Raw genomic sequence first — 25104 nt, forward strand, 5'->3', positions numbered from 1 at the left:
CAAGCAAGTGCCGCCCGAATTGTCGCACTATTGCGGATCAGGAGTGGGCGAGGCGGTCGATGAGACGGCGGTTGAAGGTGATCAGCCGGGCGTAGTTGGCGCGGGAGATGCGTTCATCGGTGCCGTGAATGCGCTCGAGATCGGCCGCGGTGAGAATGATCGGCGCGAAATTGCAGCGGGTCAGGGCCAGGCCGTCGTAGTGGCGGGAGTCGGTGGCGCCGGGGACGATGCCGACCGTGACCGCGATACCGGGCACGACCTCGCGCGCCAGCTCGGCCACCAGATCGAAGGCGGGCCCGGCCGACGGGGCGGGGGAGGGCTCGGAGGCGGAGCCGAGCAGCTCGATCGCCACCTGCTTGTCGCGAATCACGCGGCGGCAGTGCGCCAGCACATCCGCGACCGAATCACCCGGCAGGATGCGGAAATTCACGAAGGCCTCGGCCTGCTGCGGCAGCACATTGGGTTTGACGCCGCCGTGGATCACGGTGGGTGCGGTGGTGGTGCGGACCATGGCCTCGGTCTGCGGTCGCATGGCGAGAATGCGGGTGATGGCGGGCCCGGCCACCTTCGCCAGCCCGAGCAGGGTGCGCTGCGGCTCGGACATCACCTGCCGCAGACGCGTGACCATATCGACCGTCACGGGCGTCAATCGCAGCGGGAACGGGTTGTCCTGAATCCGCGCGACGGCCCGAGCCAGCCGGCCGACGGCGGTCTGGCGTCCCGGCATGGAGGAGTGCCCGCCGACCGCCGACACCGACAGCCGCACGGTCGCGAAACCCTTCTCGCCCACCATGATCGTGGCCACCGGGCGCTCGATGCCGACCGCGACGCCCGTGGTGATCACGCCGCCCTCGTCGAGCAGCAGTTCGGCCTGCACGCCCGTCTCCCGCAGCCGCTCGGCCATGCGCGCGGCGCCGCCGTCGCCGACGACCTCCTCGTCGTGGCCGAAGGCCAGGTAGATGGTGCGCTCCGGCTGCACGCCGTCGGCCAGCGCCGCTTCGACGGCCTCCAGGATCGCCAGCACGCGACTCTTGTCGTCGATCGCCCCACGGCCCCAGATGAATTCGTCGTCCACGGTTCCGGCGAACGGCGGATGCGTCCAGCCCTGTTCGTCGTCGACCGGCACCACGTCCATATGCGCCAGCAGGATCGCCGCCACCTTGCTGGTGTCGGGCGTGCCCGCCCACCGGTACAACCGGCTGTGGCCGAAGGTCTCCCAGGTCAGATGGGTGTGCACCAGCGGGAACGCGGTTTCGAGATGTTCGGCGAGCCGGTCGAACTCGACCAGGTTGGTCTCCGCCGGATCCTCGCGCGAAATGGTGACGCAGCGCAGGGCCGTGGCCAGGCGTTCGGCGACGGCGTCGTCGACGGTGGGGGTGGCGGGTGCGGTTCGGGTCATCGGTCACCGGTCCTCGGCGGGAAGTTGACGGTCACCGTTGCATTGTCGATCAGATTCGGCGCGAGCGTGGTCGACCGCTCGGCGCGCCACTTGGTAATGCCCTCGGTGAGACCGCCCTGCAGATCCGGCGTGCGCACCTCGGACAGCAGCGGCAGCCGCAGCTGGGCCGAGGTCACGGTGACGCGGGCGAAGGCCGGGGTGTGCGACCAGACGTCGTCCACCACGTCGGTGATCCGGAATCCGAGGCGATGCCCGGCGGCGACCGGCCAGTCCTGCGCCAGCAGCCGCACCTGGGTGGTGGCCGTCGCGGGCGCGATACCGCGGGTGATATTGGTGGCCCGGCCGTCCGGGGCGATGTCGTACACCTCGACCGTGACCGTGGCGGCCTGCGGGGGATTGTCCAGGGTCAGGGTCGCCGAGGCCGCGCCGGAGATGTGCTGGTCCGTTTCCAGCGGCTGCGAGACGGTCCAGATCTCCCGATCGGCTCCGGGCACCAGGCCGCGGTCCATGTAGTCACCGGGGCGCAGGTCGACGGTCAGCTCGCGGCTGTCGGCCGGCGGCCACGCCTGTTCCGAGCGCCAGCCGCCGTCGAACTGGCTGACCGTGATGCGCGGTCCGGGGATCGTCACATCCTTGCCGGCCACGTGCTTGTCGAAGAACGCCAGCAGTTCGGTGTCGAAATGCGGTGTGCCGCACTTGGTGTGGCAGGTGCGATGCCCCCACTGCCCGAACCACGCCTTGTGATCGCCCGCGCCGAGGCCGTTCCACACCTGGAAGACTCGGTCCGCGCGGGTGTTGTAGTCCACGAATCCCTGGCCGAGGAACAGCGGAATCGTATTGCCGCGCAGGCGATCCACCAGGTCGCGGTCACGCCAGAACGCGGAGGACCCGTCGTGATTGGTGGTGTCGTTCAGGTACTTCGAGTAGCAGGCGGTGTCGAAGTTGATCGCATTCGCCTGGTACTCGGCCGAATCCGCCCAATGCGCGGGCGTCGTCGCGATCAGCAGATGCTCCAAGCCCGCGAAATCACCCGGCCGCACACCGTATTCGGTGATCGGCTTCCCGGAGAACTTCCACGACACGCCCTGCATGTACAGGTAGGCGTACGGATCCACCACCGGCTCGAACGAGCCCACCGCCGCCAGGCCCTTCGGCTTCTCGGCCAGCCCCATGAGGCCGGTCCAGCCCTCGTACGAGACCCCGAACATGCCGACCTTGCCGGTCGACCACGGTTGCTCCGCCGCCCACTCCACGGCCGTCTTCACATCCGACCGCTCGCCCGGGCCGCCGAAGTCCGGGCAGCCATTGGATCCGCCGAAGCCGCGCAGGTCCACGATCACGAAGGTGTAGCCTGCGGCGAGGAACATCCCCACTTCGAGGTTCTCCGTCGACGGCCCGCCCTTCGGCCGCGGGTCGCTCAGATACGCCAGATGCGCCCGGTACGGACTCACGGTCATGATCACCGGAGTCCGCACGTCGTCGGCGATCCCCGCCGGCCGCAGCACATCGGCGTGCAGCCGGGTTCCGTCGGCCGCGGTGATGTACTCCTGCCGCCACTGATAGCCGCTCTCGGCGGCCGCCTGCCCCGGTACCGTCACAACCCCCGCCACCAGCAACAGGCCAACCAGGGCCCGCCACAACACCATCCGCATGCTCACCATAGTGACCTTGGTGGGTATCGCCCCCGCAGGCCAGCCCCCGGAACCAGGGTGTAACGCCCGCTAGACCGGCCGCAGGTCGATCATCTTGCGCAGGCGGGCGCGGTCACGCTCCAGGCGGCGGGCCTCGTAGGCGATGGGGAAGTAGCGGACGCGCTCGGGCAGCAGCGGCACGGTGTGGCCGATCAGCCGGCCGAGGGCGCGCAGCGTGCGTTCGTCGTTGTCGGTCCACTCCAGGCCGAGCTTTTCGCGGATGACCTCGGGAGTCGTGCCGACGGTGAAGAAGTACTGGAGCCGGCCGACCGGGCGGGCGGCGGCGCGCCAGACCGGGCGCAGGGGAGCGGGGATCTGCTTGGGCGGGGCCAGGGTCCGGGCCGTCTTCAAGTAGTCGTAGGCCACGTTCGTGGGAACGAGATGGTTCTCCAGCTGATCCTCGAACCATGGCAGCCACTCGGCGTACGTGGCGGGAATCTCCTTGGGCGCCACCGAGAAATTGCGCATGAGCTGCACCACTTCCTGGTAGTACGCCTCGATCTCGGCCTCGGTCAGCTTCTCGCTGGAGAAGTAGCGGTTGCCCTCGGTGAAGGCGAAGACGGCGGTGTGCAGCACCCACGCCCACGGACCGGAGGCCAGCGCGCGGTGCTTGACGCCGTGCGCGTCGGTGGAGTTCAGGGTGGCGTGCATCGTGCGCAGCCGGTCGGCTTCGGCGAGCGCCTCCTCACCGCCGTAGATCCACATCATGACCGAGGCGATGCTGCGCGCCGCGCGGCCCATGGCGTCGGTGCGGAAGGTCGAGTGCTCGTCCACCACCGCGGCGATGGTCGGCTCCATGGTCTGCAACAGGAAGGCGGACCCGGCGGTGAGCGAGAACGTGATGAGGCCGGTGTCCTGCCACATCCGGGAGTCCGGGCCGAACGGGCGGCGTTCCGGGCGGGTTGCCCGGGTCTCATGATCGGTCTGCGCGAGTGCGGCGGTCACGGTGAGCTCCTTTGATCACTGTCCTGGCGGGCGCCATCCCGACAGGCTGAGAGAGTTACGTTCAAATCTTCTCACTCTATCGACGCGGTGGCAACCGTCACAGCGTGGCGAGGGCTCCCCGGGCATGCGCGCGAGCTCGGTGCAGTGCCCCCGGGGCGGAAACCGAAAAGGAAACGTAAATCCGGCGGCGCGAATCTTGCGCGCCCGCCGCCCACTCCGGTTCGGTGTAGACATGGCCCACACATGCGCAGCGTCCGTCGCGCTGAACCGCGCCTCCGGAATATCCGGACGCCGCGGCGCATGGCCTGTTTCCCGGGACGTCGTGCCATCGGAGTTGGAACGCACCGGATTCGGCAGCGAGGACGAGCCTCCTCGATCCGGTTTCCGGCTCCTCTGATTTCCGCGCACTCCCGCATCGCCTGACCCGGTTCGCCATTCGGCGATTTCCGCAATTCCTTGCGCGTGGCCGCGGGCCGCATTCTCGTGCGGTTCGCTGCGCCGTGCGCCGACCCCTCATGGATGGAGTCATGTCCGAATTCCCGCACCCGACCCGCACGGTGCTCGTCACCGGCGCCACCTCCGGCATCGGCTTCGCCCTCGCGCGCCGCCTGGTCGACGACGGCGCCACCGTCCTCGTGCACGCCCGCAGCCAGGCCGAGGGCGATCTGGCCCTGGAAGAACTGGTCAAGGACGGCGCCGAACCGCTGCGCCTGCGCCTGGTGGTCGCCGACTTCGCGCGGCTGAGCGAGGTGCGCGAGCTGGCCGACACCGTGATCAAGACGACCGAGCGGCTCGATACGCTCGTCAACAATGCCGCCATGGCGGGCCCGCAGGGCCGCACCCTCACCGAGGACGGTCACGAGATCACCCTGCAGGTCGGCTATCTCGCGCCGGTGCTGCTGAGCACCCTGCTCGCGCCCCTGCTGGCGGAGGTAGGCGGCCGCATCGTGAACGTGTCCTCCGACATGCACAAGGCCGGCAGCATCGGCTGGAACGACCTGGCGCGCAACAAGTTCTACCTGCCGCTGCCGGTGTACACCCAGGCCAAGCTGGCGCTGACCATGTTCGGCCGCACCTTCGCCGAGCAGCGCAATGGCGAGATCAGCGTGGTCAGCGTGAATCCGGGCACGGTGCGCACACCGCTGCTGCGGATCTACGACACGCGAGGCACGGCGCCCGCGGAGGCCGCCGAGATCCTGGCCGAGTACTGCCCGCCGGAGCGTCCGGTGATCAGCGGCGGCTACTACGACCGCCGCGAACCGGCGAAACCGGCTGCGCTGGTGGACAACGCGACCGCGCGGACCCGGCTCGCCAAACTCACCGGCCAGCTGCTCGGCTGAAACCGAGCGGCAGCTCATACGACTGAACGGAGTGGAACAACCATGTCCAAGCGTGCCTCCAAGAAGCGGGCCCGCCGCAAGAAGAAGGCCAACCACGGCAAACGGCCCGGTGCCTGACGGTGCGCTGATTTTCACGAGAGATTTACGGCCACCGGATCGCTTCGTTGGAAGAATGGTTGGCCAGATGTCGTGAAATCACAATTGGGAGAGTGCAATGAGCGGAATGTCTGTTGTCGTTCGCACTGCGCCGGCGTCCTCGGTGTTCGAGACGCTGCGCCGTGAGATTCGGGAATTCGCTGCGCGCCATACCCTCACCCGGGAGGAACGCGACGCACGGCTGGCCGGATACGCGCCGACCGCGATCCTCGGCGCCGCGCGACGGTAGCCGATCATGCGGGAGCCGCGGCTGCACAGTCGACGCAGCCGCGGCTCCCGCTTTGTGATTTACTCCAGAACTCGCAGTGACCCAGACGATTTGACGGCGTAGGATCGGCCCCGATGGGCATCATGCGGGGGCAGAGCGAGCGGGCAGTGACAACGGAATGGGATAGGTTCGTCCAGGCACTGGCTCGATTACTCGCTGAATTACCCTCGCGGGCGACGGTGGTCATCGCCGCGACGGGCAACCGCTACGTGCAGTTTCAGCAGTTCGACATCAAGCTATCGGCCGAGTTGACCGGCAATTACTATCTCGCGGAACCGATTCCGGAATCCGCAGCGCAGCGATTACGCGATCTGGGCTGGTCCGCCCCGGTTATGAACCGGGAAATCGAGAATTGGCGCCGCACCCTGCTGTGGCCCCGCCCGCCCAGCAGCCTGATCGACCTGGCCCGCTCCGCCGCCATCGGCCTGCACGACGCGCTCGGCGTCGGCTCCCCGGACGAGCTGCACGCCACCGGATGGACCGAGGCCGCAGGCGATCTCGACCTCAGCATCCTCGGGCCCATAGCCCGCCCGGGGTTCGGCTGATTCAGCCGACCAGGTTCTTCCGCAGCTTCAGAATGGTCCAGGCGTCCAGGCCCAGTCCGTCGGTGAGGAAATCCCCGAAGTCGCCGTACTCCTGCTCCACTTGCTGGACCGCGATATCGAGGTACTCGTCGCGCACCTCCTGCAAGGGGATGAGCAGATCCGGATTCTGCATGATCCCGCCCTGCTTCAGCTGGTCACGCAGCGCCGCGTCGGCGGCCTGACGGTACTGGTTGGACAGCAGATAATCCTGCCGCGCCACCGTTTCCGGCACACCGACCGCGCGCAGCACCACATAGGTCAGCCAGCCCGTTCGGTCCTTGCCCGCCGTGCAGTGGACCAGCGTGACGGTATTCGTCTCCGCGATATCTTTCACGGTCTGCCCGAACTTGCTCAGCGAATCCGCGGTGAAGAAGCTGCGGTACACATCGCCCATGATCTGCTCGGCCTTGCCGTCACCGAGCAGATCCTGCTGCTTCTGCGGATCCCGCGACGAAATCGCCTCGAACATCTTCACGAACATGCCGGTGTCGTCGATCGGCCGCGCCACCAGCGGAACGCCCGCGGGCAGCCGATCCGCGCCCATGCCCTGCACCTCCGCGGGGGTGCGCAGATCGATCACCTTCTGCAGCTTCAAAGTCCCCAGTTTGGCCACATCGGCATCGGTGAGCTTACCCAGCGCATCCGATCGAATAACTTTCCCGGACTTTGTCTTGGACCCGTCATAAGTCCAATAGCCCCCGATATCACGGACATTCACCGCGCCTTGCAAATCGATCCTCGTCGCCGCCGTCATTACCGGCTCGGCCGTCGCGGTCGGCATGGGAACGGCCGCAACCACCCCGCATACCGCTAGTGCCGCAACCGTCAGGGAAACAATCGAAAATTTAACGCGTACAAGCGAACTGAAATTCATGCGCGGGACAGTAGGAGTGTGATCCGCGTTACGGGACGGTTCTGTCGGTCAGCGAGACCATCCGGCCGCTGACCGGGACTGGACGTAACTGCGCTATTGACAGTAACTCTCACATCTGGAGATACTCTCACCATGCGATCCGATCGCACACAATGGGAGGAGCGCCGATGTCACTGCGTGAACGGCAACGACAGCAGATCCGCGCCGACATCCAGCACGCGGCCTTCACCCTGTTCGCCGACAACGGATTCGACGCCGTCACCACCGAGCAGATCGCGGCCGCCGCCGGCATCTCACCCAGCACCTACTTCCGCCACGTCCGCAGCAAGGAAGACCTGCTCCTGGACCCGGTGCGCGAGGGCGGCGCCGGCATCGCCGGCCTGCTCGAGGCCCGCCCGGCCACCGAACCCGCCGATGTGGCTCTCGCCCAATCGATCCTGACCCGCTCCACCACCCTCGCCCCCGCCGAGCTCGAGCAATGGCGCGCCGCCTTCCGCACCGCCCCCCACCTGCTGGACCGCGTCGCCCTCATCTCCCCCGAACACCGCACCCGCCTGGTCGACCTCATCGCCCAGCGCATGTCCCGCGACCCGGAAACCGACAGCAATCCCGGCCTGCTGGTCCACCTCATGCTCGCCGCCGCCGAATACGGCTACCTCCAATGGCTGCGCACCCCAGCCGATTCCGCAGCCTCGCTGGCAGTGTGTGTCGAGGGCGCACTGGCCGCCGTCCTCGACGACCGTTGGCGCGCTTGACTTCCTGATCGACGGGCCGCACGGCTTGCCGCGACGCGCTCGTCGGCGGCGAACCGGCCACAATGATCATGAGCTCGGGCCGTCGCTGGGCGGCCGCGGAGCGCCGCCCTCTCGGACCCGCCGTCATTTTCGCGGCAAAATCCACTGCCGCACTTCACGAACGAACCTGGAGCTCCACATGCACCACGATCAAGCCCCTGCCGACAGTTTCGACCTCGTCGTGGTCGGCTCGGGCGCAGCCGGCATGGCCGCGGCCCTCACCGCCGCCCACCACGGCCTGACCACCGTCATCATCGAAAAGGCCACGCACTGGGGCGGTTCCACGGCCCGATCGGGCGGCGGCGTCTGGATCCCCGGCAACTCCGTGCTCGAACGCGATAACCCCGGTGACGATATCGAAGCCGCCCGCAAATACCTCACGCACATCATCGGCGAGTACGGCGACGCGGACCGGATCAACACCTACATCGATCGCGGCCCCGAAGCGCTCGACTTCCTGCTGGCCCACTCACCGCTGCAATTGCAATGGGTTCCAGGCTATTCCGACTACTACCCGGAAGCCCCCGGCGGCCGCGCTTCCGGCCGCTCGGTCGAGCCCAGAATCTACAACGCCAAGTCTCTCGGCCCGGAACTGGCCACGCTGGAACCGGACTACGCCCCCTCCCCGAAGAATGTCGCCCTCACCCAAGCCGACTTCCGCCAGCTGCACCTGGGCCTGCGCAACCCCCGCGCACCCTTCCGCGGCCTGCGCCTGGCCGGTCGCTGGCTCAAGGGCCATCTGCTCCGTCAGCACCTCCTGGCCCGCGGCCAAGCCCTGAGCGCCATGCTCCGCGCCGGCCTGCTACACGCGAACGTCCCGCTGTGGCTTGAGACCCCGCTACTGGACCTGCACACCACCGGCGACCGCGTAACCGGAGTCATGGTGCGCCGCAACGGCATCGAGCAGCTCATCACCGCCCGCCGCGGCGTGCTCATCGCCAGCGGCGGCTTCGAGCACAACGAGTCCATGCGCACGCACTACCAGCGCGACCCGATCGGAACGGAATGGACGGTAGGCGCCGCATCCAATACCGGCGACGGCATCCGCGCCGCCCAATCCCTGGGTGCCGCAACAGCCTTCATGTCCGACGCCTGGTGGGGCCCCTCCATCCCGCTCCCGCGCCAACCCTGGTTCTGCCTCTCCGAACGCAACCTCCCCGGCAGCCTCATCGTCAACGCCCGCGCCGAACGCTTCATGAACGAATCCCTCCCCTACGTAGAGGCCACCCACCGCATGTACGGCGGCGAAAACGGCGAAGGCGAAGGCCCAGCCGAAAACCTCCCAGCCTGGCTCATCTTCGACCAGCGCTACCGCAACCGCTACTCCTTCGCCGGCCTCCCACCCCGCCGGCCCCTCCCCGGCGCCTGGTTCAAATCCGGCGCCCTCACCACCGCACCCACCCTGGCGGAACTGGCCAACAAGATCGGCGTCCCCGCAGACCACCTGACCTCAACAGTCCACCGCTTCAACGACTTCGCCCAATCGGGCCAAGACACTGACTTCCACCGAGGCGCCAGCGCCTACGACCGCTACTACGGCGACCCCCGCCAACACCCCAACCCCAACCTCGGCGCTCTGGAAGTAGGCCCCTACTACGCCGCCAAACTGGTCCCCGGCGACCTGGGCACCAAGGGCGGCCTGACCACCGACGTCACCGGCCGCGTTCTCCGCCAAGACGGTTCGATAATCGACGGCCTCTACGCAGCAGGCAACGCCAGCGCCCCCGTCATGGCCCATACCTACGCGGGCCCCGGCGCTACCATCGGCCCCGCCCTCGTCTTCGCCTACCTCGCCGCCCGCCACGCCGCCGACCGCTCATAGAGCTTCGTGCCCAAGGCGCGTGAGAGGGACACCGCCCAACACGCCCGAAACCGGCTGCGCCCAACACGCCCGAATCGGGCTGTGCCCAAGACGCCCGGAAAGGGCGAAGCCCCCACCCGCCGAGGCGGGTGGGGGCTCCCACAAGAACGCTTGCGCTCCAGACGATTTACACGTCGAAGTACAGCTCGAACTCGTACGGGTGCGGCCGCAGGTTGACGGGCGCGATTTCCTGGGTGCGCTTGATGTCGATCCAGGTCTCGATCAGGTCCTCGGTGAACACGCCGCCCTCGGTGAGGTAGTCGTGGTCGGCCTCGAGGCGGTCGATGACCGACGCCAGCGAGGTGGGGGCCTGCGGGATGTTCTTGGCCTCCTCCGGCGGGAGCTCGTAGAGGTCCTTGTCGACCGGAGCGAGGGGCTCGATCTTCTTCTTGATGCCGTCGATGCCGGCCATCAGCATGGCGGCGAAGGCCAGGTACGGGTTGCCCGAGGAGTCCGGCGCGCGGAACTCGATGCGCTTGGCCTTCGGGTTGGAGCCGGTCACCGGGATGCGCACGGCAGCCGAGCGGTTGCGCTGCGAGTACACCAGGTTGATGGGGGCCTCGTAGCCCGGCACCAGACGGTGGTAGGAGTTGATGGTCGGGTTGGTGAACGCCAGCAGCGACGGGGCGTGGTGCAGGATGCCGCCGATGTAGTGACGCGCCAGATCCGACAGGCCCGCGTAACCGGCCTCGTCGTGGAACAGCGGCTTGCCGTCCTTCCACAGCGACTGGTGGGCGTGCATGCCCGAGCCGTTGTCGCCGAACAGCGGCTTCGGCATGAAGGTAACGGTCTTACCCTCCTGCCACGCGGTGTTCTTCACGATGTACTTGAACAGCTGCAGATCGTCCGCCGCGCCCAGCAGGGTGTTGAAGCGGTAGTTGATCTCGGCCTGACCGGCGGTGCCGACCTCGTGGTGGCCGCGCTCCAGCTCGAAGCCCGCGTTCTGCAGGTTGGTCGAGATCTTGTCGCGCAGGTCGACGTAGTGGTCGTATGGGGCGACGGGGAAGTAGCCGCCCTTGTTGCGCACCTTGTAGCCGCGGTTGGGGGTGCCGTCCGGGTTGTACTCGGCGCCGGTGTTCCAGGAGCCCGAGATCGACTCGATCTCGTAGAAGGCGCCGTTCATGGCCGAGTCGTAGCGGATCGAGTCGAAGATGTAGAACTCCGCCTCGGCGCCGAAGTAGCAGGTGTCGGCGATACCGGTCGACCGCAGGTACTCCTCCGCCTTGCGCGCGATATTGCGCGGGTCGCGGGAGTACGCCTCACGGGTGAACGGGTCGTGGACGAAGAAGTTCAGGTTCAGAGTCTTCGCGGCACGGAAGGGATCCAGGCGAGCGGTGCTGAAGTCGGGGAGCAGGAGCATGTCCGACTCGTCGATCGACTGGAAGCCGCGGACGGACGAACCGTCGAACGCGAGGCCTTCCTCAGCGAGGTCGGCGGTGAACGCCTTTGCCGGGATCGAGAAGTGCTGCTGCACACCGGGGAGGTCGGTGAAACGAACGTCGACGTATTCGACGTCCTCCTCCTTGATGTACTTGATGACCTCGTCGGCAGTGCTGAATGCCACGTAGTACTCCTTACGGATCGGTTCCCAGCCAGTGTGGTGACTGCATGGGTTCGTCGCGACCAGACGGTATGGACGCGAAGTTTCCCCGCAATCAAGACTGTGTTTCGCCAGTGTTACACGTAGTGCCGGCCCCGAGGCCGACGGTGTCTCCGGGTTCGCGAGACAGCCGCTTCGGTCATCGAAAGATGCTCGACCAGCACCGACATCCTGCCACCGACCTCGGCGGGAAGGCTGTTAAGACGCTGAAAAGATAGGGGCCTTACCGTGTGTCGGCCGGTCACGGTGAGAATTTTCACCGTTGGGCAGCTTTCCGGTTACTTTCGGATGCCCGGAGTTTGCCCGCGACCGGATCGCGAGGGCCCTGCGGCCACCGCCCGCCCGCCGAATAAGGTGGAGGTCATGGCACGCATCACCGGCTCCTGGCTGTCCGGACCCAACGCCAATTCCGGCAACGATCCGAACGACTATCAGGGCAAGGAGCTGGGGCTGCCGAAATCCGGAGTGGGCGCCCTCGCCCCGATGGTGCGCCGCGTGCCCGCGCTGCTGGTGGACTGGTTCATCGCCATGGGACTCGCGGCCCTGATCATCCGGCCCGATGCCGATGAGCTGGTGAGCAAGATGAACCTGCAGCCCGGTGAGGCGCCGCCGCCGGACTTCCTGGTCGTCATGGGCTCGCTGTCGACGCCGACGCTGCTGGTCTGGTTCGTCCTCGGCATCGCCGCGGTGACCCTGTTCGGATTCACTCCCGGCCAGTACTTCCTCAAGATTCGCGTCATCCGCGTGGATGCCGCCGTGGCCGTCGGCTTCGTACGCGCCCTGGCCCGGCAGGTGATTCTGGTCTTCGTCGTCCCCGCCCTGTTCACCGATGGCGACGGCCGCGGCATGCACGACCGCGCCACCGGCACCGCACTGGTGTACGGGCGCTGACGGTTAGCCGTAGCCGAATGTTCACCACGCGTTGCTTTCGATAGGTATCGTGGCGGCCGTCTGCCGTGGCCGGGCCGCTGAGCTCGGGTCACGGCAGATAGCTGTTGCTGTGCTGTTGGAGGATCAATGGGTGAGAACTATCGGGCTGCCGCGCGAAAGATCAGCAGGCGGTCGCTGTTCGCATCCACGGGGCTGCTCGGTCTGGCCGCGGCCGGAGCGGCGGTGAGCGCCGGCGGGAATGCCGCGACCGGCGGCGACGGCGTGCGCCGGGTGCTGCACGCGGGACACATCTCGGACGGCCCGGGGCAGACGCTGCTCGGCATCGCGCCGATCATCCGCTCCGAGCGCCTGCACTCCGCCGCGCGCGGGCGGGCGGTCAATGTCGTCACCATCCTGCCGCCGGGCGTGCGCACCGAGGGCCTGCCGATGTCGCTGCTGCTGCACGGCCTGCACGGCAATGCCCACGAGGCGGCCGTCGGCGACCTCGGCGGCGTGCTGGCCGCCATGGTCGCCGCGCGTTTGGTGCCCGCCTTCGGCTTCATGGCCATCGACGGCGGCGACAACTACTGGCACGAACACCACAGCGGCGACGACCCCATGCGCATGCTCCTGGACGATGCCCCGCGCTGGCTGGCCGAACGCGGCCTCGGCGGACCCGGCGGCGAACCGTTCGCCTGCACCGGCACCTCCATGGGCGGATTCGGCGCGCTGCTGTACTCGCGCCGCCGCACCGAACGCGGCCGCCCGGCCAAGGCCATCGCCACCATCTCGCCCGGGCTGATCACCTCGTGGTCGGAGATGCGCAAGCGCAATGCCTTCGACAATGCCGACGAATGGGCCGCCCTCGACCCGCTGCGCAATATCGACAAGCTCGGCCCGGCGCCGATCGGCCTGTGGGTCGGCGACCGCGACAAGTTCGTCGAGGGCGGCCGCCAATTCATCGCCAACGCACGCCCCGAGGTCGGCCTCGTCTCACCTGGCGGCCACACCGAGGAGTACTGGCGCACCATCACCCCCGACGTGGTCCGCTTCCTCGGTCGGCACGTCGGCTGACCACTTCTTCGTCATCCCGGCGTGCTTTGGCCGGGATCCAAACCGGCCCTGGTCGAGCAGACGTGGATTCCGGCCCAAGAGCACGCCGGAATGACGGGTGGCGTCGCGTCCGATTGGCCCGGTTTTTCGGGGGTCGCGGCGTACGCTGACTCCCAGCGCCAGATCCATGCAGTGACCTGCCGTTCTCCGGAGGAGCGATCGCATGAGCATCTTTTCGCCCGGCTTCCAGGGCCGCCCGCGCCCGCCCAGCGACCGGACGCCGCCCGGCCAATACCTCACCGAGGACTTCCCGGTTCTGTCGGCCGGCCCCACCCCGAGCATCGACCTGAACCGCTGGCAGTTCAGCATCACCAATGAACTCGGCCGCCAATACAGCTGGAGCTGGCCGCAATTCATGTCCCTGCCACAGGACCGGCCGCACGTCGACATCCACTGCGTGACCCGCTGGTCCAAACTCGACACCGACTGGCAGGGCGTCTCCTTCGACACCCTCCTCGAAAACGTCGAAACCCAAGCCGAATTCGCCTACATCACCAGCTACGGCGGCTACACCACCAACCTGCCCCTCGAAGACCTGACCGACGGTCGGGCGTGGATCGTGCACACCTACGGCGGCCAGGACCTGCACCCCGAACACGGCGGCCCCGCCCGCCTGCTCGTCCCGCACCTCTACCTCTGGAAATCCGCCAAGTGGGTCAAATCGATCCAGCTCCTCGACCACGACGAATCCGGATTCTGGGAGACCGCCGGCTACCACAGCTACGGCGACCCCTGGCGCGAACAGCGATACCAGGGCGACTGATGCGCTGGCAGCCCGCCGAACTCCTCGCGGCCCACGTCGAAACCCCCTCCGCCCGCACCCTCACCCTCCGCATCCCCGGCTGGCCGGGCCACCTCCCCGGCCAGCACCTCGACGTCCGCCTCACCGCCCCCGACGGCTACCGCGCCGAACGCAGCTACTCCCTCTCGGCCCCCGCCGCCGGCGACACCGTCGAGATCACCATCCAACGCGTCCCCGACGGCGAAGTCTCCGGCTACCTGGTCGACCATTTCCCTGTCGGCGCCTTGATAGAAGTCCGCGGCCCCATCGGCGGCTGGTTCGTCTGGAACCCCGCCGCCGACGGCCCCGTCACCCTCGTCGCGGGCGGCTCCGGCATCGTCCCACTGGCCGCCATGCTCCGCGCCCGCCGAAAGTCGGCCAACCCCAGCAGATTCCGCCTGATCTACTCCCTGCGAGACCCCGACGATCTGTACTTCCGAGAAGAACTGCTCGGCACCGACACACCGGACCTCGACCTGTTCCTCGCCTACACCCGTAGCACGCCACCCGGATTCACCAGACCCGCCGGCCGCCTCACCGCCGAGGAGATCGCCGCATACGCCCTGCCTCCTGCCCCCGATGTCACCTGCTTCGTCTGCGGCCCCACTCCTTTCGTTGAATTCGCCGCCGCAGCACTGGTTTCCGCTGGGCACGATCCGGCCATGATCAAGACCGAACGCTTCGGACCGACAGGGAAGTGACCATGCCGACCCCTTACACCTACGCCACCGGAGCCCATGAGCCGTCCCACCTGGACGGCAATGCCCTGGCCGGCGCTCTCTCGGAGGTCTTCGCCGCCGACCTCACCGGCTGCGGATGTCGTTGCGGTGCATGCGGTGTCATCGAGCCGTTGGCCCGCGCCCTCGTCTACATCCACTGCCCCGGCACAGTGGCCCGCTGCACGCATTGCTCCGCAGTCGTCCTCCGCCTGACCACCACCCCCACAGGCCGCTGGCTCGACTTCGGCCCCGGCGCCTCCCTCTGCCTCCCCGTCCCCGAAGAGTGAAACGACGCCGACCGGGAACTGGTGGCGGGGTTCTGCGGCGTGTCGCCGCCACCAGTTCCCGGTCGATGATGTTTCACATTCGGGGTTAGGCTGCGGGGCATGTCGCTCAATCCCGTGATGCTCGGTGTGCGGTTCCTGCTCGAGCTGGTCGCGCTCGGGTCGTTCGCCGTGCTCGGGTGGCGGGTGGTCGATGCCCCGTGGAAGTTCGTTCTCGTTGTGCTGCTGCCGTTTCTGGCGGCGATGGCGTGGGGTGTTTTCGCGGTGCCGGGCGATCCGAGCCGGAGTGGGGAGGCGAGCGTGGCCGTGAGCGGGCCGGTGCGGCTGCTCGTCGAGGTGCTCGTGCTCGGGGGCGGGGTGGCCGCGCTGTGGCTGGCGGGATTGCCGCGGTGGGCTCTGGTGTCCGCGGCGATCCTCATCGTCTATCAGGTGCTCGCCTATGACCGGATCGGCTGGCTGCTCGGCGACCGGTCATAGCGCGACGGGCGGTCAGGCGAGCTTGCGGGTCAGGAAATCGTGGATGAGACCGGCGATTTCGGTTCCGTGGGTTTCCAGGGCGAAGTGGCCCGCGTCGAGCAGGTTGAGCTCGGCGTCGGGGAGGTCGCGCAGGTAGGCGCGGGCGCCGTCGGCGCCGAAGATCTCGTCGTGCTCGCCCCAGGCGATGAGGACCGGCGGGCGGTGCTCGGCGAAGTACTTCTGGAACCCGGGGTACTTGTCGAGGTTGAACTTGTAGTCGCGGAACAGCTTCAGCTGGATTTCCTTGTTGCCGGGGCGATCCAGGTAGGCCTGATCGAGGGTCCAGGTGTCGGGGCTGAGCAGCGGCAGTCGGTCGGCCGGGACGCCGTGCCGGTACTGCCATTCGGTGGCGTCGAGTTCGAGCAGTTTGCGGGCCGCGGGTTCGTGGGTGACGTGATCCTCGGCGTGGGCGAACAGCAGTTCCCAGAACGGCGTGAAGCCCTCCAGGTACGCATTGCCGCTCTGGGTGATGATCGCGGTGACCCGCTCCGGATTGCGCGAGGCGATGCTCAGGCCGATGGGTGCGCCGTAGTCCTGGATGTAGAGGGCGAATCGGTCGAGGCCGAGAGTGTCGAGCAGTTCCAGCGTGATCTCGGTGAGTTTGTCGAAGGTGTAATCGAATTCGTCGACGCTGGGCATGGCCGACCGACCGAAGCCGATGTGGTCCGGGGCGATGAGGTGGTAATGCTCGCCGAGGTCGCGCAGCAGATTGCGGAACATCGCCGAACTGGTGGGGAATCCGTGCAGCAGCACCAGTGTCGGGTTGGCCGGGTCGCCGGCTTCGCGGTAGAAGACCTGCCGGCCCTGGATCTGCACGGTGTTGTGGCGCACGTTGGTCATCGCTTCGTCCTATCGTCCGAGCCGATCAGCATCTCTAACCGACTATCGACTTATAGAAGGTTAGAAACGAGGGCTTTGTTCCCGCCCCCGCGAAATTTTTCGCGAGAACCGCACGGCGACAGGTGAATCCGTCCTCGACCAGCGGTTATGCGCACAAAAAAGAGGCCCGCGTCCAGTGGACGCGGGCCTCGGAACCGTTCGTCAGCGGCGGCGGATGGTGCGCTGCACGCCCTTCATCTTGGCGCCGGTGGGCAGCGGACCCTTGGGCAGTGCCGGGCCGCCGCGGGTCGCCAGCGCGGAGAGCCGGCCCTCGATGAGGTCCATCCGCTTGGCGTCGATATTGCGCGGCAGCTTGGTCAGGTAGCGCTGCAGATCCTTGATCTGCACCTGATCCTTCTCGGTGCCGATGACCACGTCGTAGATCGGGGTATCGCCGACCAGTCGCGCGACCTTCTTCTTCTCCTGTGCCAGCAGCGACTTCACGCGCTGCGGGGAGCCCTCGGCGACCAGGATGACACCCGGCAGCCCGACCACGCGGTGCACGGCGTCGAGCTGGGTGGTGGCGGCGACGCCCGGGGTGACCCGCCACTTGCCCTGCAGATTGTCGAGTACCCAGGCGGCCGCGCCGGCCTGGCCCTCCGCCTTGGCGTACACGTTCTTCTGCACGCGGCGTCCGAAGATGATGAACGCGGCCAGCGCGCCCAGCAGCAGGCCGATCGGCAGCAGGAACCACTGCAATCCGAAGATGAGGCCGATCACCAGGAAGAGCACCGTCACGCCGACGAACGCGCCGATCATCAGCGGCAGCAGCGCCTTGTCTTCCTTGCGCTGCATCTGGAACGCCTGCCAGAGCTGCTGGCGGCGCTCCTTCGACGCCTGTTTGCGCGCCGCCTTCGCCGCGGCCTTCGCTTCCTTCGACGGCTTGGCGCCGCCCTTACCTGCTGCCATGGCACCCAGGATAGTGGCCGGGTACCGGCAGCTCGGCAGCGACCTATCCGCCGGCCGATTCGAAATCCGGCGAAGAAAGCCACAGTGCTCAGAATGAAGAAGATCGTGACCGGATTCGGTGCCATCGCGACCATCGCCGCCGCCACTGTGCTGGGTGCGCAGAGCGCCGGCGCCGAGGAGGTCTACTACCAGAACTGCTCCGAGGCGCGCGCCGCCGGCGCCGCCCCGATCCTGCGGGGCCAGCCGGGCTACCGACCGGCCCTCGATCGCGATGGCGACGGCGTCGCCTGCGAGAAGTAGTCAGCTCTTCGATTTCTCACGCATCGAGTCCGCCAGCTGGGCGGGCATCGGTTCGTGCCGCACGTAGGTGCGGGTGAACGTCGCTGCACCGTGGGCCAGACTGCGGAGGTCCACGGCGTAGCGGCTCAGCTCCAATTCCGGGACCTCGGCCCGGATGGCGGTGCGGCCCAGGCTGTCCGGTTCGGTGCCGAGGACGCGACCGCGGCGGCTGGACAGATCGCCCAGGACGGGACCGACATAACTGTCGGCGACCAGCACCCGGACCTCGGCGAGGGGCTCGAGCAGGCTGATGCGGGCGGCCGCGGCCGCTTCGCGCAATGCCAGGCCGCCGGCCATCTGGAAGGCGGCGTCGGAGGAATCCACCGAGTGCGCCTTGCCGTCGAACAGCGTGACCCGCACATCGACCAGCGGATACCCGGCCACCACACCGCGCAGGGCCTGTGCGCGCACGCCCTTCTCGACCGAGGGGATGAACTGGCGCGGCACCACGCCGCCGACCACCTTGTCCACGAACTCGATTCCGGACCCCTCCGGCAGGGGCGCGACCTCGATCTCACAGATGGCGTACTGGCCGTGACCACCGGACTGCTTCACATGCCGTCCGCGGCCGGAGGCCGAGGTGGCGAAGGTTTCCCGCAGCGCCACCTTGTGATCGATGACGTCGACCTGGACGCCGAAGCGTGAGCGGAGGCGCTCCAGGGCGACGTCGCGGTGCGCCTCGCCCAGGCACCACAGCACCAGCTGATGGGTATCGGGATTCTGCTCCAGCCGCACCGTCGGGTCCTCCGCCACCAGGCGGCCCAGGCTCTGGGAGAGCTTGTCCTCATCGGCCTTGCCGTGCGCCTTGATGGCCACCGGCAGCAGTGGATCGGGCATGGACCACGGTTCGATGAGCAGCGGAGAGTCCTTGGCGGACAGGGTGTCCCCGGTTTCGGCCCGGGAGAGTTTGGTGACGTAGGCGATATCGCCGGCGATGGCCTCGCCGAGCGGGCGCTGTTGCTTGCCGAAGGGAGCGGTGACCGCGCCGATGCGTTCGTCGGCATCGTGATTCGCGGTTTCGGTGGGGCCGTGACCGCACACGTGCACGGTGTCGTCCGCATGCAGGGTGCCGGAGAAGACCCGCACCAACGATACTCGGCCCACGTAGGGGTCGGAGGCGGTGCGGATGACTTCGGCGGCCAACGGCGCCTTGGGATCGCAGACCAGGGGAGCGGACTTGCCCGTCGCACCGGTGGCGGACACCGGATGTTCTGCGGGGGTGGGGAATCCGCGCGCGATGAGGTCGAGAATCTCGATCGTCCCCAGCCCCTGCTTGGCCCCCTCCGGCGGCGGCGCCGCGATCAGCACCGGATGGAAACTGCCACGCGCGACGGCCTTTTCGAGATCGGCCTCCAGCGTGGCGAGATCGATCTCCGCACCGCTGATGTAGCGATCCATGAGGGTCTCGTCCTCGCTCTCGGCGATGATGCCCTCGATGAGCCGATTGCGCGCCTCCGCCATCAACTCCAGTTGTTCCTCGGAGGCCGGGGTTTCGGTGTGCTCGCCCGCGGAATAGTCGTACACGTGCTGGGTCAGCAGATCGATGAGCCCGGTCACCGGCCGGTGCCCGTCGGCGCTCTTGGGTCCGTACACCGGAAGATGCAGCGGCAGCATGCTTTCCGCCGCCCCGCCGCCGAGAATCTCCCGGCAGGTATCGGTCATATCCTCGAAATCGGCGCGCGCGGTATCCAAATGGGTCAGCACGATGGCGCGCGGCATGCCGACCATTGCGCATTCCTCCCACAATGCCAGCGTCGCCCCACTCACCCCCTCGATGCCGGCCGCGGCGGAGAGCACGAAAAGGGCCGCGTCCGCTGCCCGCAGACCGGCCCTGAGTTCCCCGACGAAATCCGCATAGCCGGGGGTGTCGAGTAGGTTGACCTTTATCTGATCCCATCGCATCGGCACCACCGAAAGCTGTACGGACCGATGTTGTCGCTGCTCGATATCGTCGTAGTCCGACACGCAGGTGCCGTCCTCGACTCTGCCCGCTCTGGGCACCGCTCCGGTCGCCACGGCGAGGGCCTCCACCAGTGTGGTTTTCCCTGATCCGCTGTGCCCGACCAGCACCACATTGCGTATGTCTTCCGGCCGTTCGGCCGTTATTGCCCTGCCGTTGGCGCCTGCCGGCGCACTCGTCCTCTCGACCATCTGGCTCGCTCCGGGGTCGATTGATGCCGTACTTCGAGCTTCCCACCGCCGGGCCGATCGCGTCCACGATTCCGGCCAGATGGCGTTAACCGGCATTCCCTCGGCGTGTTTCCCCCTACGAGCCGAAGCGCGCGAGAACGCTGGTGGCTTCCTGCGAAGCGGTGCCCTCATCGGCCAAATGCGCCATCTCCGGCGCGATTTCGCGACCGTGGTGCCGCATGGCCTGCGCGTAGAGGCGACCCGCGCGGTAGGACGAGCGCACCAGCGGCCCGGCCATGACGCCCGCGAAGCCCATCTCCTCGGCGGCCCGCGAATGCTCGACGAATTCCTCCGGCTTGACCCAGCGGTCCACCGGATGATGCAGCGGCGAGGGCCGCAGATACTGCGTGATGGTGAGGATGTCGCACCCGGCCTCGTGCAGATCGCGCATGGCCTGGGTGACCTCCTCCGGCGTCTCGCCCATGCCGAGGATGAGGTTGGACTTGGTGACCAGGCCGGCCTCGCGGGCGGCGGTGATCACGGCGAGCGAGCGCTCGTAGCGGAAGGCCGGGCGAATGCGCTTGAAGATGCGCGGCACCGTCTCCACATTGTGGGCCAGCACCTCCGGCCGCGAGGAGAACACCTCGGCCAGCTGTTCGGGCACGGCGTTGAAGTCGGGGATGAGCAGCTCGACGCCGGTGTTCGGGTTCAGCTGCTTGATGGCGCGCACCGTCTCGGCGTAGAGCCAGGCGCCGCCGTCCTCGAGGTCGTCGCGGGCCACGCCGGTGATGGTGGAGTAGCGCAGGCCCATGGCCTGCACGCTCTCGGCCACGCGCCGCGGCTCGTCGCGGTCCAGCGCGGCGGGCTTGCCGGTGTCGATCTGGCAGAAGTCGCAGCGCCGGGTGCACTGCTCACCGCCGATGAGGAAGGTGGCCTCGCGGTCCTCCCAGCATTCGAAAATGTTGGGACAGCCTGCTTCTTCGCAGACCGTGTGCAGCCCTTCGCGTTTCACCAGGCCCTTGAGCTCGGAATACTCCGGGCCCATGGTGGCGCGGGTGCGAATCCACTTGGGCTTGCGCTCGATCGGGGTCTCGGCGTTGCGCGCCTCGATGCGGAGCAGTTTGCGGCCGGCGGGCGCAGCGGCAGGCCCGGAGGCGGCAGCTTGCGTAACCACGGAGGGACCCGCGGAGGCCGCGTTCGGGTCAGCTGCGGCCGGGTTGTTCGATGTCGGGGTATCGACGGAGGTCACTTTGTCCACCCTACGCTCGTGATCATTCGGCCTTGGCGGGCACCGCTGCGGCGAGGGGCATCGAGCAGTCGACAGTGTCCTCGGTGACCGCCTTGGGGCGGGTCACGATGTGCTCGGCGACCGGCAGATCGCCGTTCAGCGCCCGGATGATGGCGTCGGCGGCCAGCGGGCGCACCTCTTCGACGGTCACCTCGCGGCCCAGTTCCCGGCTCAGCGTGGTGACGCCCGCGTCCCGGATTCCGCACGGCACGATGGCGTTGAAGCCGTCCAGGGTCGAATTGCAGTTCAGCGAGATGCCGTGCAGGGTGACGCCGCGCTGGACGCGCACGCCGATGGCCGCGACCTTGCGTTCGGGCCGGAACTCGTCGGCGGCGACCCACACGCCCGAGCGCCCGTCCACCCGGCCGGTTTCCAGGCCGAGGGTGGCGCACACGGTGATCAGCGCTTCCTCCAGGCGGCGCACATAGGCGACCACGTCGACCGGTTCGGCCAGCCGGATGATCGGGTAGCCGACCAGCTGCCCGGGACCGTGCCAGGTGATCTTGCCGCCCCGGTCCACCTCGATGACCGGACTGCCGTCCATCGGCATGTCCTGTGCCTCGGTGCGCCGGCCCGCGGTGAAGACGAAGGGATGCTCGAGCAGCAGCAGCCGATCCTGGCCGCGTCCCTCGGCGCGTTCGGCGGCGATCTCGCGCTGGTGATCCCACGCCCGCTGGTAGTCGATGAGGCCCAGATTCTCGACGATCATGGGTGTTTCGTCGAAGCGGGCCGATGCCCCACGGGATAACGGGGCCGTGGCCGTAGTGCTTTCGCTCACGATTGCGACGTTACTCCCTCGGCGAAGACGATCTGCATCAGTGTCAGATCCATCCAGCGGCCGAACTTCAGTCCGACCTCGGGCAGCTGCCCGACCACCCGGAATCCGAACTTCTCGTGCAGGGCGATGGAGGTGGTGTTGCTGGACTCGATGGCGGCGATCATGGCGTGCACCTCGTCGCCGCGCGCCCGCGCCAGCAGTTCGGTCATGAGCGCCGTCGCCACGCCGCGCCGGTGGAACTCATCGGCCACGTACACCGAATTCTCCACGGAGAACCGGTATCCCGACTTCGGCCGGAACTGGCCGTAGCTGGCGTAGCCCGCCACCCGCCCGTCGATCTCGGCGACCAGGATGGGGCAGCCGGCGGCGTGGCGCGCCTCGAACCAGGCGCGGCGCTCGGCCAGGTCGGCCAATTCGGTATCCCAGATGGCGGTGGTCTCGGCGATCGCGTTGTTGTGGATCGCCAGGATCTCCGGCAGATCGTTCTCGCGTGCGTCGCGCACCAGCAGATCGGCGGGCGCGAGCACGGTCGGGTCGTTGCTCACGGTGAACACGGTATCGATACGGGGGGTGTGATGTGCGACGCGGTCAGTCGTCCAGGCATTGCAGCAGCTTGCCCGGAGTCATGATGAGCCCCGCGCAGTGAACCGGGTCGTCGACGTTCGCCATGGCGTTGCCCGCGAACAGCACGCCCAATGCGACGACGAGCTCGGCGATGATCGATTTGATCATGAAGTACCCCCTTGTTCGGTGGCCCGTACGAACCTCGGGTCCGGTAAAAGGAGTTATCGACAATCGCTATGACCAGGTTACTCGGGCGTCCGTCCAGTGTGAAACAGGGGCACCTCTAGGTCGGATTCAGTGCGGGGACGCGACCGTGGCGGCGAGCGCGGCGCCGATGGTGGGGTGCTGGAAGTGGTAGCCCGCGTCCTCGAGCACGGTGGGAATCGCCCTGGGGCCGTGCAGGATTCCCTCCTCCGCGAACTCGCCCACCGCCAGCCGCAGCGCGAAGCCGGGCACCACCAGGGGAGTGGGGCGATGCAGCGCGCGGCCGAGCGCGCGGGTGAACTCGGCATTGGTGACCGGCGCGGGACCGCACAGGTTCACCGGACCGGAGATCGACTCGTGAGTGAGGGCGTAGAGGATGGCGCCCACCTCGTCGTCGAGGGAGATCCACGGCTGATACTGGCGGCCGTTGCCCAGCCGCCCGCCGAGGCCGAGCGAATACAACGGGTACAGCATGCCGAGCAGGCCGCCGTGCCGCGCCAGCACGATGGCGCTGCGCAACAGCACGGTCCGCACCCCGGCATCGCCGGCCGGATGGGTGGCGGCCTCCCAGTCCCGGCACAGGCTCGCCAGGAATCCCGTTCCGGCGGGCGAGGTTTCGGTGACCACGCGATCGCCGCTGTCGCCCCCGTAGTAGCCCACGGCGCTGGCGTTCACCAGCGTCGGCACGCCCGCGGTGGCCGCCGCGGAGGCCAGCACATCGGTGGGCACGATGCGGCTGTCGCGCAATTCCTGCTTGAAGCTGCCGTTCCAGCGCCGCCGCCCGACGCCGACGCCGCAGAGATTCACCACGGCGTCGGCGCCGCGCAGCGCGCGGTCGTCCAGATCGGCACTGGCCGGGTCCCAGCGGAATTCGTCCCGGGCCTGGGCGGGACGGCGCACCAGGCGGGTGACCTCGTGCCCGTCGCGGCGCAATGCCGCGACGAGCGCCGTCCCGATCAACCCGGACGAGCCGGCGACCACGACCTTCATACGGCTGCCGCCTACAGGCCGAGGTCGCCCTCGAACGCCGCCTCTTCCAGCCGGTGCTTGATGGTGGTGAGGAAGCGGCCGGCGTCGGCGCCGTCGATGAGGCGGTGATCGTAGGTCAGCGGCAGGTAGGCCATCGAGCGGATGCCGATGAACTCGTTGCCGTTGTCGCTGATCACGATGGGGCGCTTGACGATCGCGCCGGTACCCAGCATGGCCGCCTGCGGCGGGAGCAGGATCGGGGTGTCGAACAGCGCGCCCTGCGAACCGATATTGGTGATGGTGAAGGTGCCGCCCGACAGCTCGTCCGGCTTCAGCCCGCCATTGCGCGCTCGGTTGGCGATATCGGCGATGGCCCGCGCCAGCCCGGCCAGCGACAGGTCGTTGGCATTGTGGATGACCGGCGAGAGCAGGCCCTGCTCGGTGTCGACCGCGATGCCCAGGTTGACCACCGAGTGGTAGGTGATCTCCTTGGTGTCCTCGTTGTAGGACGCGTTCACGTTCGGGTGCACCGCCAGGGCCTCGATGGCGGCCTTGGCGTAGAAGGACAGGAACGTGATGTTCACGCCCTCACGCTGCTGGAACGCCGACTTGGCGCGGGCGCGGAGCGCGGCCACCTTGGTCATGTCGACCTCGTGGACCTGGGTGAGCTGCGCGGTGGTGAGCAGCGACTCCCGGGTCTTGGTGGCGGTGATCTGCCGGATGCGGCTGGCCTTCTGGGTGGTGCCGGGCAGATGCGACAGGGCCGGGCGCGGGGCCGCGGTGGCGGCGGGCGCGGCCGGGGCGGCGGCGGCCGGAGCGGCAGCGGCGGGAGCCGGAGCCTTCTTGGCCTCGGCGGCGGCGAGCACATCCTGCTTGCGGATGCGGCCGCCGACGCCGGAACCCTGGAGGGTGTTCAGGTCGACGCCGTTCTCCGCGGCCAGCTTTCGCACCAGCGGGGTGACGTAGGGGCCGCCGTTGGAGGACGGCTCGTCGGCCGGGGTGGCGCCGGCCGGAACCGGAGCGGGCTTCTGGGCCGGAGCCGGCGCGGGCGCGGGAGCCGGGGCAGGCGCCGGAGCGGCGGCGGCCGGAGCCGGGGCCGGTGCGGGAGCCGGGGCGGGCGCGGGAGCCGGAGCAGGCGCGGGGGCCGGCGCCCGCGCCGGCGCCCGGGCGGCGGCCCGGGAGCCGCAGCCCAAAACCCCGAGGTGACCGCCCACCGTAACCACCTCGTAGTGCAGCGCGGGGATCGACA

26 protein-coding genes and 1 pseudogene are annotated in these 25104 nt (G+C 68.2%); 13 read left to right on the forward strand and 14 right to left on the reverse strand.

The annotated features are described in order from the left end of the window. Positions 1–37 precede the first annotated feature (37 nt). The 3 genes from ACFVIV_RS14735 to ACFVIV_RS14745 all read right to left on the reverse strand — a co-directional run bounded on the left by ACFVIV_RS14735 (position 38) and on the right by ACFVIV_RS14745 (position 4035). Positions 38–1399 carry a M20/M25/M40 family metallo-hydrolase gene (locus ACFVIV_RS14735; protein ID WP_379196302.1) on the reverse strand — a complete coding sequence of 454 codons (1362 nt, stop codon included), beginning with the start codon at positions 1397–1399 and terminating at the stop codon, positions 38–40. Next, positions 1396–3051, reverse strand: a complete 1656-nt coding sequence (locus tag ACFVIV_RS14740; RefSeq protein WP_379196304.1) for a CocE/NonD family hydrolase — start codon at positions 3049–3051, stop codon at positions 1396–1398. Before ACFVIV_RS14740 ends, ACFVIV_RS14735 begins: the two co-directional genes overlap by 4 nt. Before the next feature lie 69 nt (positions 3052–3120). Then, on the reverse strand, positions 3121–4035 hold the full coding sequence (locus tag ACFVIV_RS14745; RefSeq protein WP_379196306.1) for an oxygenase MpaB family protein: 915 nt from the start codon (positions 4033–4035) through the stop codon (positions 3121–3123). Positions 4036–4562: 527 nt separating this feature from the next. Here ACFVIV_RS14745 and ACFVIV_RS14750 point away from each other — a divergent pair. The 4 genes from ACFVIV_RS14750 to ACFVIV_RS14765 all read left to right on the forward strand — a co-directional run bounded on the left by ACFVIV_RS14750 (position 4563) and on the right by ACFVIV_RS14765 (position 6344). Next, entirely contained in the window at positions 4563–5375 is an 813-nt protein-coding gene (locus ACFVIV_RS14750; RefSeq protein WP_379196308.1) for an SDR family NAD(P)-dependent oxidoreductase, read from the forward strand. 42 nt (positions 5376–5417) lie between these two features. Next, complete coding sequence (locus ACFVIV_RS14755; RefSeq protein WP_371852076.1) at positions 5418–5492, forward strand: 50S ribosomal protein bL37; 75 nt, start codon at positions 5418–5420, stop codon at positions 5490–5492. 106 nt (positions 5493–5598) lie between these two features. Continuing rightward, a complete protein-coding gene (locus ACFVIV_RS14760; RefSeq protein WP_379196310.1) occupies positions 5599–5760 on the forward strand; it encodes a hypothetical protein in 162 nt (53 codons plus the stop codon). 122 nt (positions 5761–5882) lie between these two features. Next, on the forward strand, positions 5883–6344 hold the full coding sequence (locus ACFVIV_RS14765; protein ID WP_379196390.1) for a hypothetical protein: 462 nt from the start codon (positions 5883–5885) through the stop codon (positions 6342–6344). A gap of 1 nt (position 6345) precedes the next feature. On the opposite strand, the gene ACFVIV_RS14770 is transcribed toward ACFVIV_RS14765, so the two are convergent. Further along, positions 6346–7164 (reverse strand): tyrosine-protein phosphatase, encoded by an 819-nt coding sequence (locus tag ACFVIV_RS14770; RefSeq protein WP_379196312.1) that lies wholly within the window; start codon positions 7162–7164, stop codon positions 6346–6348. Between the two features lie 260 nt (positions 7165–7424). Between ACFVIV_RS14770 and ACFVIV_RS14775 the strand changes: the two genes are divergently transcribed. Both ACFVIV_RS14775 and kstD read left to right on the forward strand, forming a co-directional pair. Beyond that, the gene (locus tag ACFVIV_RS14775; RefSeq protein WP_379196314.1) at positions 7425–8012 is read left to right on the forward strand and encodes a TetR/AcrR family transcriptional regulator; all 588 of its coding nucleotides are present in this window, start codon (positions 7425–7427) and stop codon (positions 8010–8012) included. 178 nt (positions 8013–8190) lie between these two features. Next, complete coding sequence (kstD, locus tag ACFVIV_RS14780; RefSeq protein ID WP_379196316.1) at positions 8191–9873, forward strand: 3-oxosteroid 1-dehydrogenase; 1683 nt, start codon at positions 8191–8193, stop codon at positions 9871–9873. Positions 9874–10039: 166 nt separating this feature from the next. On the opposite strand, the gene glnA is transcribed toward kstD, so the two are convergent. After that, positions 10040–11476: a type I glutamate--ammonia ligase gene (glnA, locus tag ACFVIV_RS14785; protein WP_379196318.1), complete on the reverse strand. Its 1437-nt coding sequence runs from the start codon at positions 11474–11476 to the stop codon at positions 10040–10042. A gap of 399 nt (positions 11477–11875) precedes the next feature. Here glnA and ACFVIV_RS14790 point away from each other — a divergent pair, with 399 nt between their 5' ends. The 6 genes from ACFVIV_RS14790 (at position 11876) to ACFVIV_RS14815 (ending at position 15756) form a co-directional block, all read left to right on the forward strand. Beyond that, entirely contained in the window at positions 11876–12403 is a 528-nt protein-coding gene (locus tag ACFVIV_RS14790) for an RDD family protein (protein ID WP_379196320.1), read from the forward strand. Positions 12404–12529: 126 nt separating this feature from the next. Then, entirely contained in the window at positions 12530–13456 is a 927-nt protein-coding gene (locus ACFVIV_RS14795; protein ID WP_379196322.1) for an alpha/beta hydrolase, read from the forward strand. Between the two features lie 202 nt (positions 13457–13658). Further along, complete coding sequence (locus ACFVIV_RS14800) at positions 13659–14258, forward strand: molybdopterin-dependent oxidoreductase (RefSeq protein WP_379196324.1); 600 nt, start codon at positions 13659–13661, stop codon at positions 14256–14258. After that, a complete protein-coding gene (locus ACFVIV_RS14805; protein ID WP_379196326.1) occupies positions 14258–14977 on the forward strand; it encodes a ferredoxin reductase in 720 nt (239 codons plus the stop codon). The genes ACFVIV_RS14800 and ACFVIV_RS14805 overlap by 1 nt, the downstream gene beginning before the upstream one ends. A gap of 2 nt (positions 14978–14979) precedes the next feature. Continuing rightward, on the forward strand, positions 14980–15282 hold the full coding sequence (locus ACFVIV_RS14810; protein WP_379196328.1) for a DUF6510 family protein: 303 nt from the start codon (positions 14980–14982) through the stop codon (positions 15280–15282). A gap of 99 nt (positions 15283–15381) precedes the next feature. Beyond that, entirely contained in the window at positions 15382–15756 is a 375-nt protein-coding gene (locus ACFVIV_RS14815; RefSeq protein ID WP_379196330.1) for a YrdB family protein, read from the forward strand. Positions 15757–15768: 12 nt separating this feature from the next. Here ACFVIV_RS14815 and ACFVIV_RS14820 read toward each other — a convergent pair whose 3' ends face one another. Both ACFVIV_RS14820 and ACFVIV_RS14825 read right to left on the reverse strand, forming a co-directional pair. Then, a complete protein-coding gene (locus ACFVIV_RS14820; protein ID WP_379196332.1) occupies positions 15769–16635 on the reverse strand; it encodes an alpha/beta fold hydrolase in 867 nt (288 codons plus the stop codon). 201 nt (positions 16636–16836) lie between these two features. After that, entirely contained in the window at positions 16837–17583 is a 747-nt protein-coding gene (locus ACFVIV_RS14825; protein WP_379196334.1) for a DUF4191 domain-containing protein, read from the reverse strand. Positions 17584–17760: 177 nt separating this feature from the next. Between ACFVIV_RS14825 and ACFVIV_RS14830 the strand changes: the two are divergent. Continuing rightward, positions 17761–17883, forward strand: a pseudogene (locus ACFVIV_RS14830) (excalibur calcium-binding domain-containing protein); the annotation flags it as partial. Here the strand turns inward: ACFVIV_RS14830 and ACFVIV_RS14835 are convergent. The 7 genes from ACFVIV_RS14835 to sucB form a co-directional block, all read right to left on the reverse strand. Next, a complete protein-coding gene (locus ACFVIV_RS14835) occupies positions 17884–20073 on the reverse strand; it encodes an elongation factor G-like protein EF-G2 (protein WP_379196336.1) in 2190 nt (729 codons plus the stop codon). A gap of 115 nt (positions 20074–20188) precedes the next feature. Further along, a complete protein-coding gene (gene lipA / locus ACFVIV_RS14840; protein ID WP_379196338.1) occupies positions 20189–21226 on the reverse strand; it encodes a lipoyl synthase in 1038 nt (345 codons plus the stop codon). A gap of 97 nt (positions 21227–21323) precedes the next feature. Then, positions 21324–22118 carry a lipoyl(octanoyl) transferase LipB gene (gene lipB, locus ACFVIV_RS14845; RefSeq protein WP_379196340.1) on the reverse strand — a complete coding sequence of 265 codons (795 nt, stop codon included), beginning with the start codon at positions 22116–22118 and terminating at the stop codon, positions 21324–21326. Further along, the gene (locus ACFVIV_RS14850) at positions 22115–22627 is read right to left on the reverse strand and encodes a GNAT family N-acetyltransferase (RefSeq protein ID WP_379196392.1); all 513 of its coding nucleotides are present in this window, start codon (positions 22625–22627) and stop codon (positions 22115–22117) included. The genes lipB and ACFVIV_RS14850 overlap by 4 nt, the downstream gene beginning before the upstream one ends. Before the next feature lie 79 nt (positions 22628–22706). Next, positions 22707–22850 (reverse strand): hypothetical protein, encoded by a 144-nt coding sequence (locus ACFVIV_RS14855; protein ID WP_379196342.1) that lies wholly within the window; start codon positions 22848–22850, stop codon positions 22707–22709. A 126-nt stretch (positions 22851–22976) separates the two neighbouring features. Further along, positions 22977–23876, reverse strand: coding sequence for a TIGR01777 family oxidoreductase (locus tag ACFVIV_RS14860; protein WP_379196344.1), 900 nt, complete (start codon positions 23874–23876; stop codon positions 22977–22979). Positions 23877–23887: 11 nt separating this feature from the next. Continuing rightward, on the reverse strand, positions 23888–25104 hold a 1217-nt coding region (gene sucB, locus ACFVIV_RS14865), incomplete at its 5' end, for a 2-oxoglutarate dehydrogenase, E2 component, dihydrolipoamide succinyltransferase (protein ID WP_379196346.1).

The sequence above is a fragment of the Nocardia sp. NPDC127526 genome (assembly GCF_042672265.1).
Lineage (GTDB): Bacteria > Actinomycetota > Actinomycetes > Mycobacteriales > Mycobacteriaceae > Nocardia.

Excerpts from the sequence above, each read along its gene's own strand:
- ACFVIV_RS14750 (WP_379196308.1), top strand. The coding sequence starts at position 4,563 with ATGTCCGAATTCCCGCACCCGACCCGCACGGTGCTCGTCACCGGCGCC.
- ACFVIV_RS14740 (WP_379196304.1), bottom strand. The coding sequence starts at position 3,051 with ATGCGGATGGTGTTGTGGCGGGCCCTGGTTGGCCTGTTGCTGGTGGCG.
- ACFVIV_RS14860 (WP_379196344.1), bottom strand. The coding sequence starts at position 23,876 with ATGAAGGTCGTGGTCGCCGGCTCGTCCGGGTTGATCGGGACGGCGCTC.
- ACFVIV_RS14790 (WP_379196320.1), top strand. The coding sequence starts at position 11,876 with ATGGCACGCATCACCGGCTCCTGGCTGTCCGGACCCAACGCCAATTCC.
- ACFVIV_RS14810 (WP_379196328.1), top strand. The coding sequence starts at position 14,980 with ATGCCGACCCCTTACACCTACGCCACCGGAGCCCATGAGCCGTCCCAC.
- ACFVIV_RS14765 (WP_379196390.1), top strand. The coding sequence starts at position 5,883 with ATGCGGGGGCAGAGCGAGCGGGCAGTGACAACGGAATGGGATAGGTTC.
- ACFVIV_RS14770 (WP_379196312.1), bottom strand. The coding sequence starts at position 7,164 with ATGCCGACCGCGACGGCCGAGCCGGTAATGACGGCGGCGACGAGGATC.
- kstD (WP_379196316.1), top strand. The coding sequence starts at position 8,191 with ATGCACCACGATCAAGCCCCTGCCGACAGTTTCGACCTCGTCGTGGTC.
- ACFVIV_RS14775 (WP_379196314.1), top strand. The coding sequence starts at position 7,425 with ATGTCACTGCGTGAACGGCAACGACAGCAGATCCGCGCCGACATCCAG.
- ACFVIV_RS14800 (WP_379196324.1), top strand. The coding sequence starts at position 13,659 with ATGAGCATCTTTTCGCCCGGCTTCCAGGGCCGCCCGCGCCCGCCCAGC.
- ACFVIV_RS14735 (WP_379196302.1), bottom strand. The coding sequence starts at position 1,399 with ATGACCCGAACCGCACCCGCCACCCCCACCGTCGACGACGCCGTCGCC.
- ACFVIV_RS14795 (WP_379196322.1), top strand. The coding sequence starts at position 12,530 with ATGGGTGAGAACTATCGGGCTGCCGCGCGAAAGATCAGCAGGCGGTCG.
- ACFVIV_RS14805 (WP_379196326.1), top strand. The coding sequence starts at position 14,258 with ATGCGCTGGCAGCCCGCCGAACTCCTCGCGGCCCACGTCGAAACCCCC.
- ACFVIV_RS14855 (WP_379196342.1), bottom strand. The coding sequence starts at position 22,850 with ATGATCAAATCGATCATCGCCGAGCTCGTCGTCGCATTGGGCGTGCTG.
- ACFVIV_RS14815 (WP_379196330.1), top strand. The coding sequence starts at position 15,382 with ATGTCGCTCAATCCCGTGATGCTCGGTGTGCGGTTCCTGCTCGAGCTG.
- ACFVIV_RS14825 (WP_379196334.1), bottom strand. The coding sequence starts at position 17,583 with ATGGCAGCAGGTAAGGGCGGCGCCAAGCCGTCGAAGGAAGCGAAGGCC.
- ACFVIV_RS14835 (WP_379196336.1), bottom strand. The coding sequence starts at position 20,073 with ATGGTCGAGAGGACGAGTGCGCCGGCAGGCGCCAACGGCAGGGCAATA.
- ACFVIV_RS14760 (WP_379196310.1), top strand. The coding sequence starts at position 5,599 with ATGTCTGTTGTCGTTCGCACTGCGCCGGCGTCCTCGGTGTTCGAGACG.
- ACFVIV_RS14820 (WP_379196332.1), bottom strand. The coding sequence starts at position 16,635 with ATGACCAACGTGCGCCACAACACCGTGCAGATCCAGGGCCGGCAGGTC.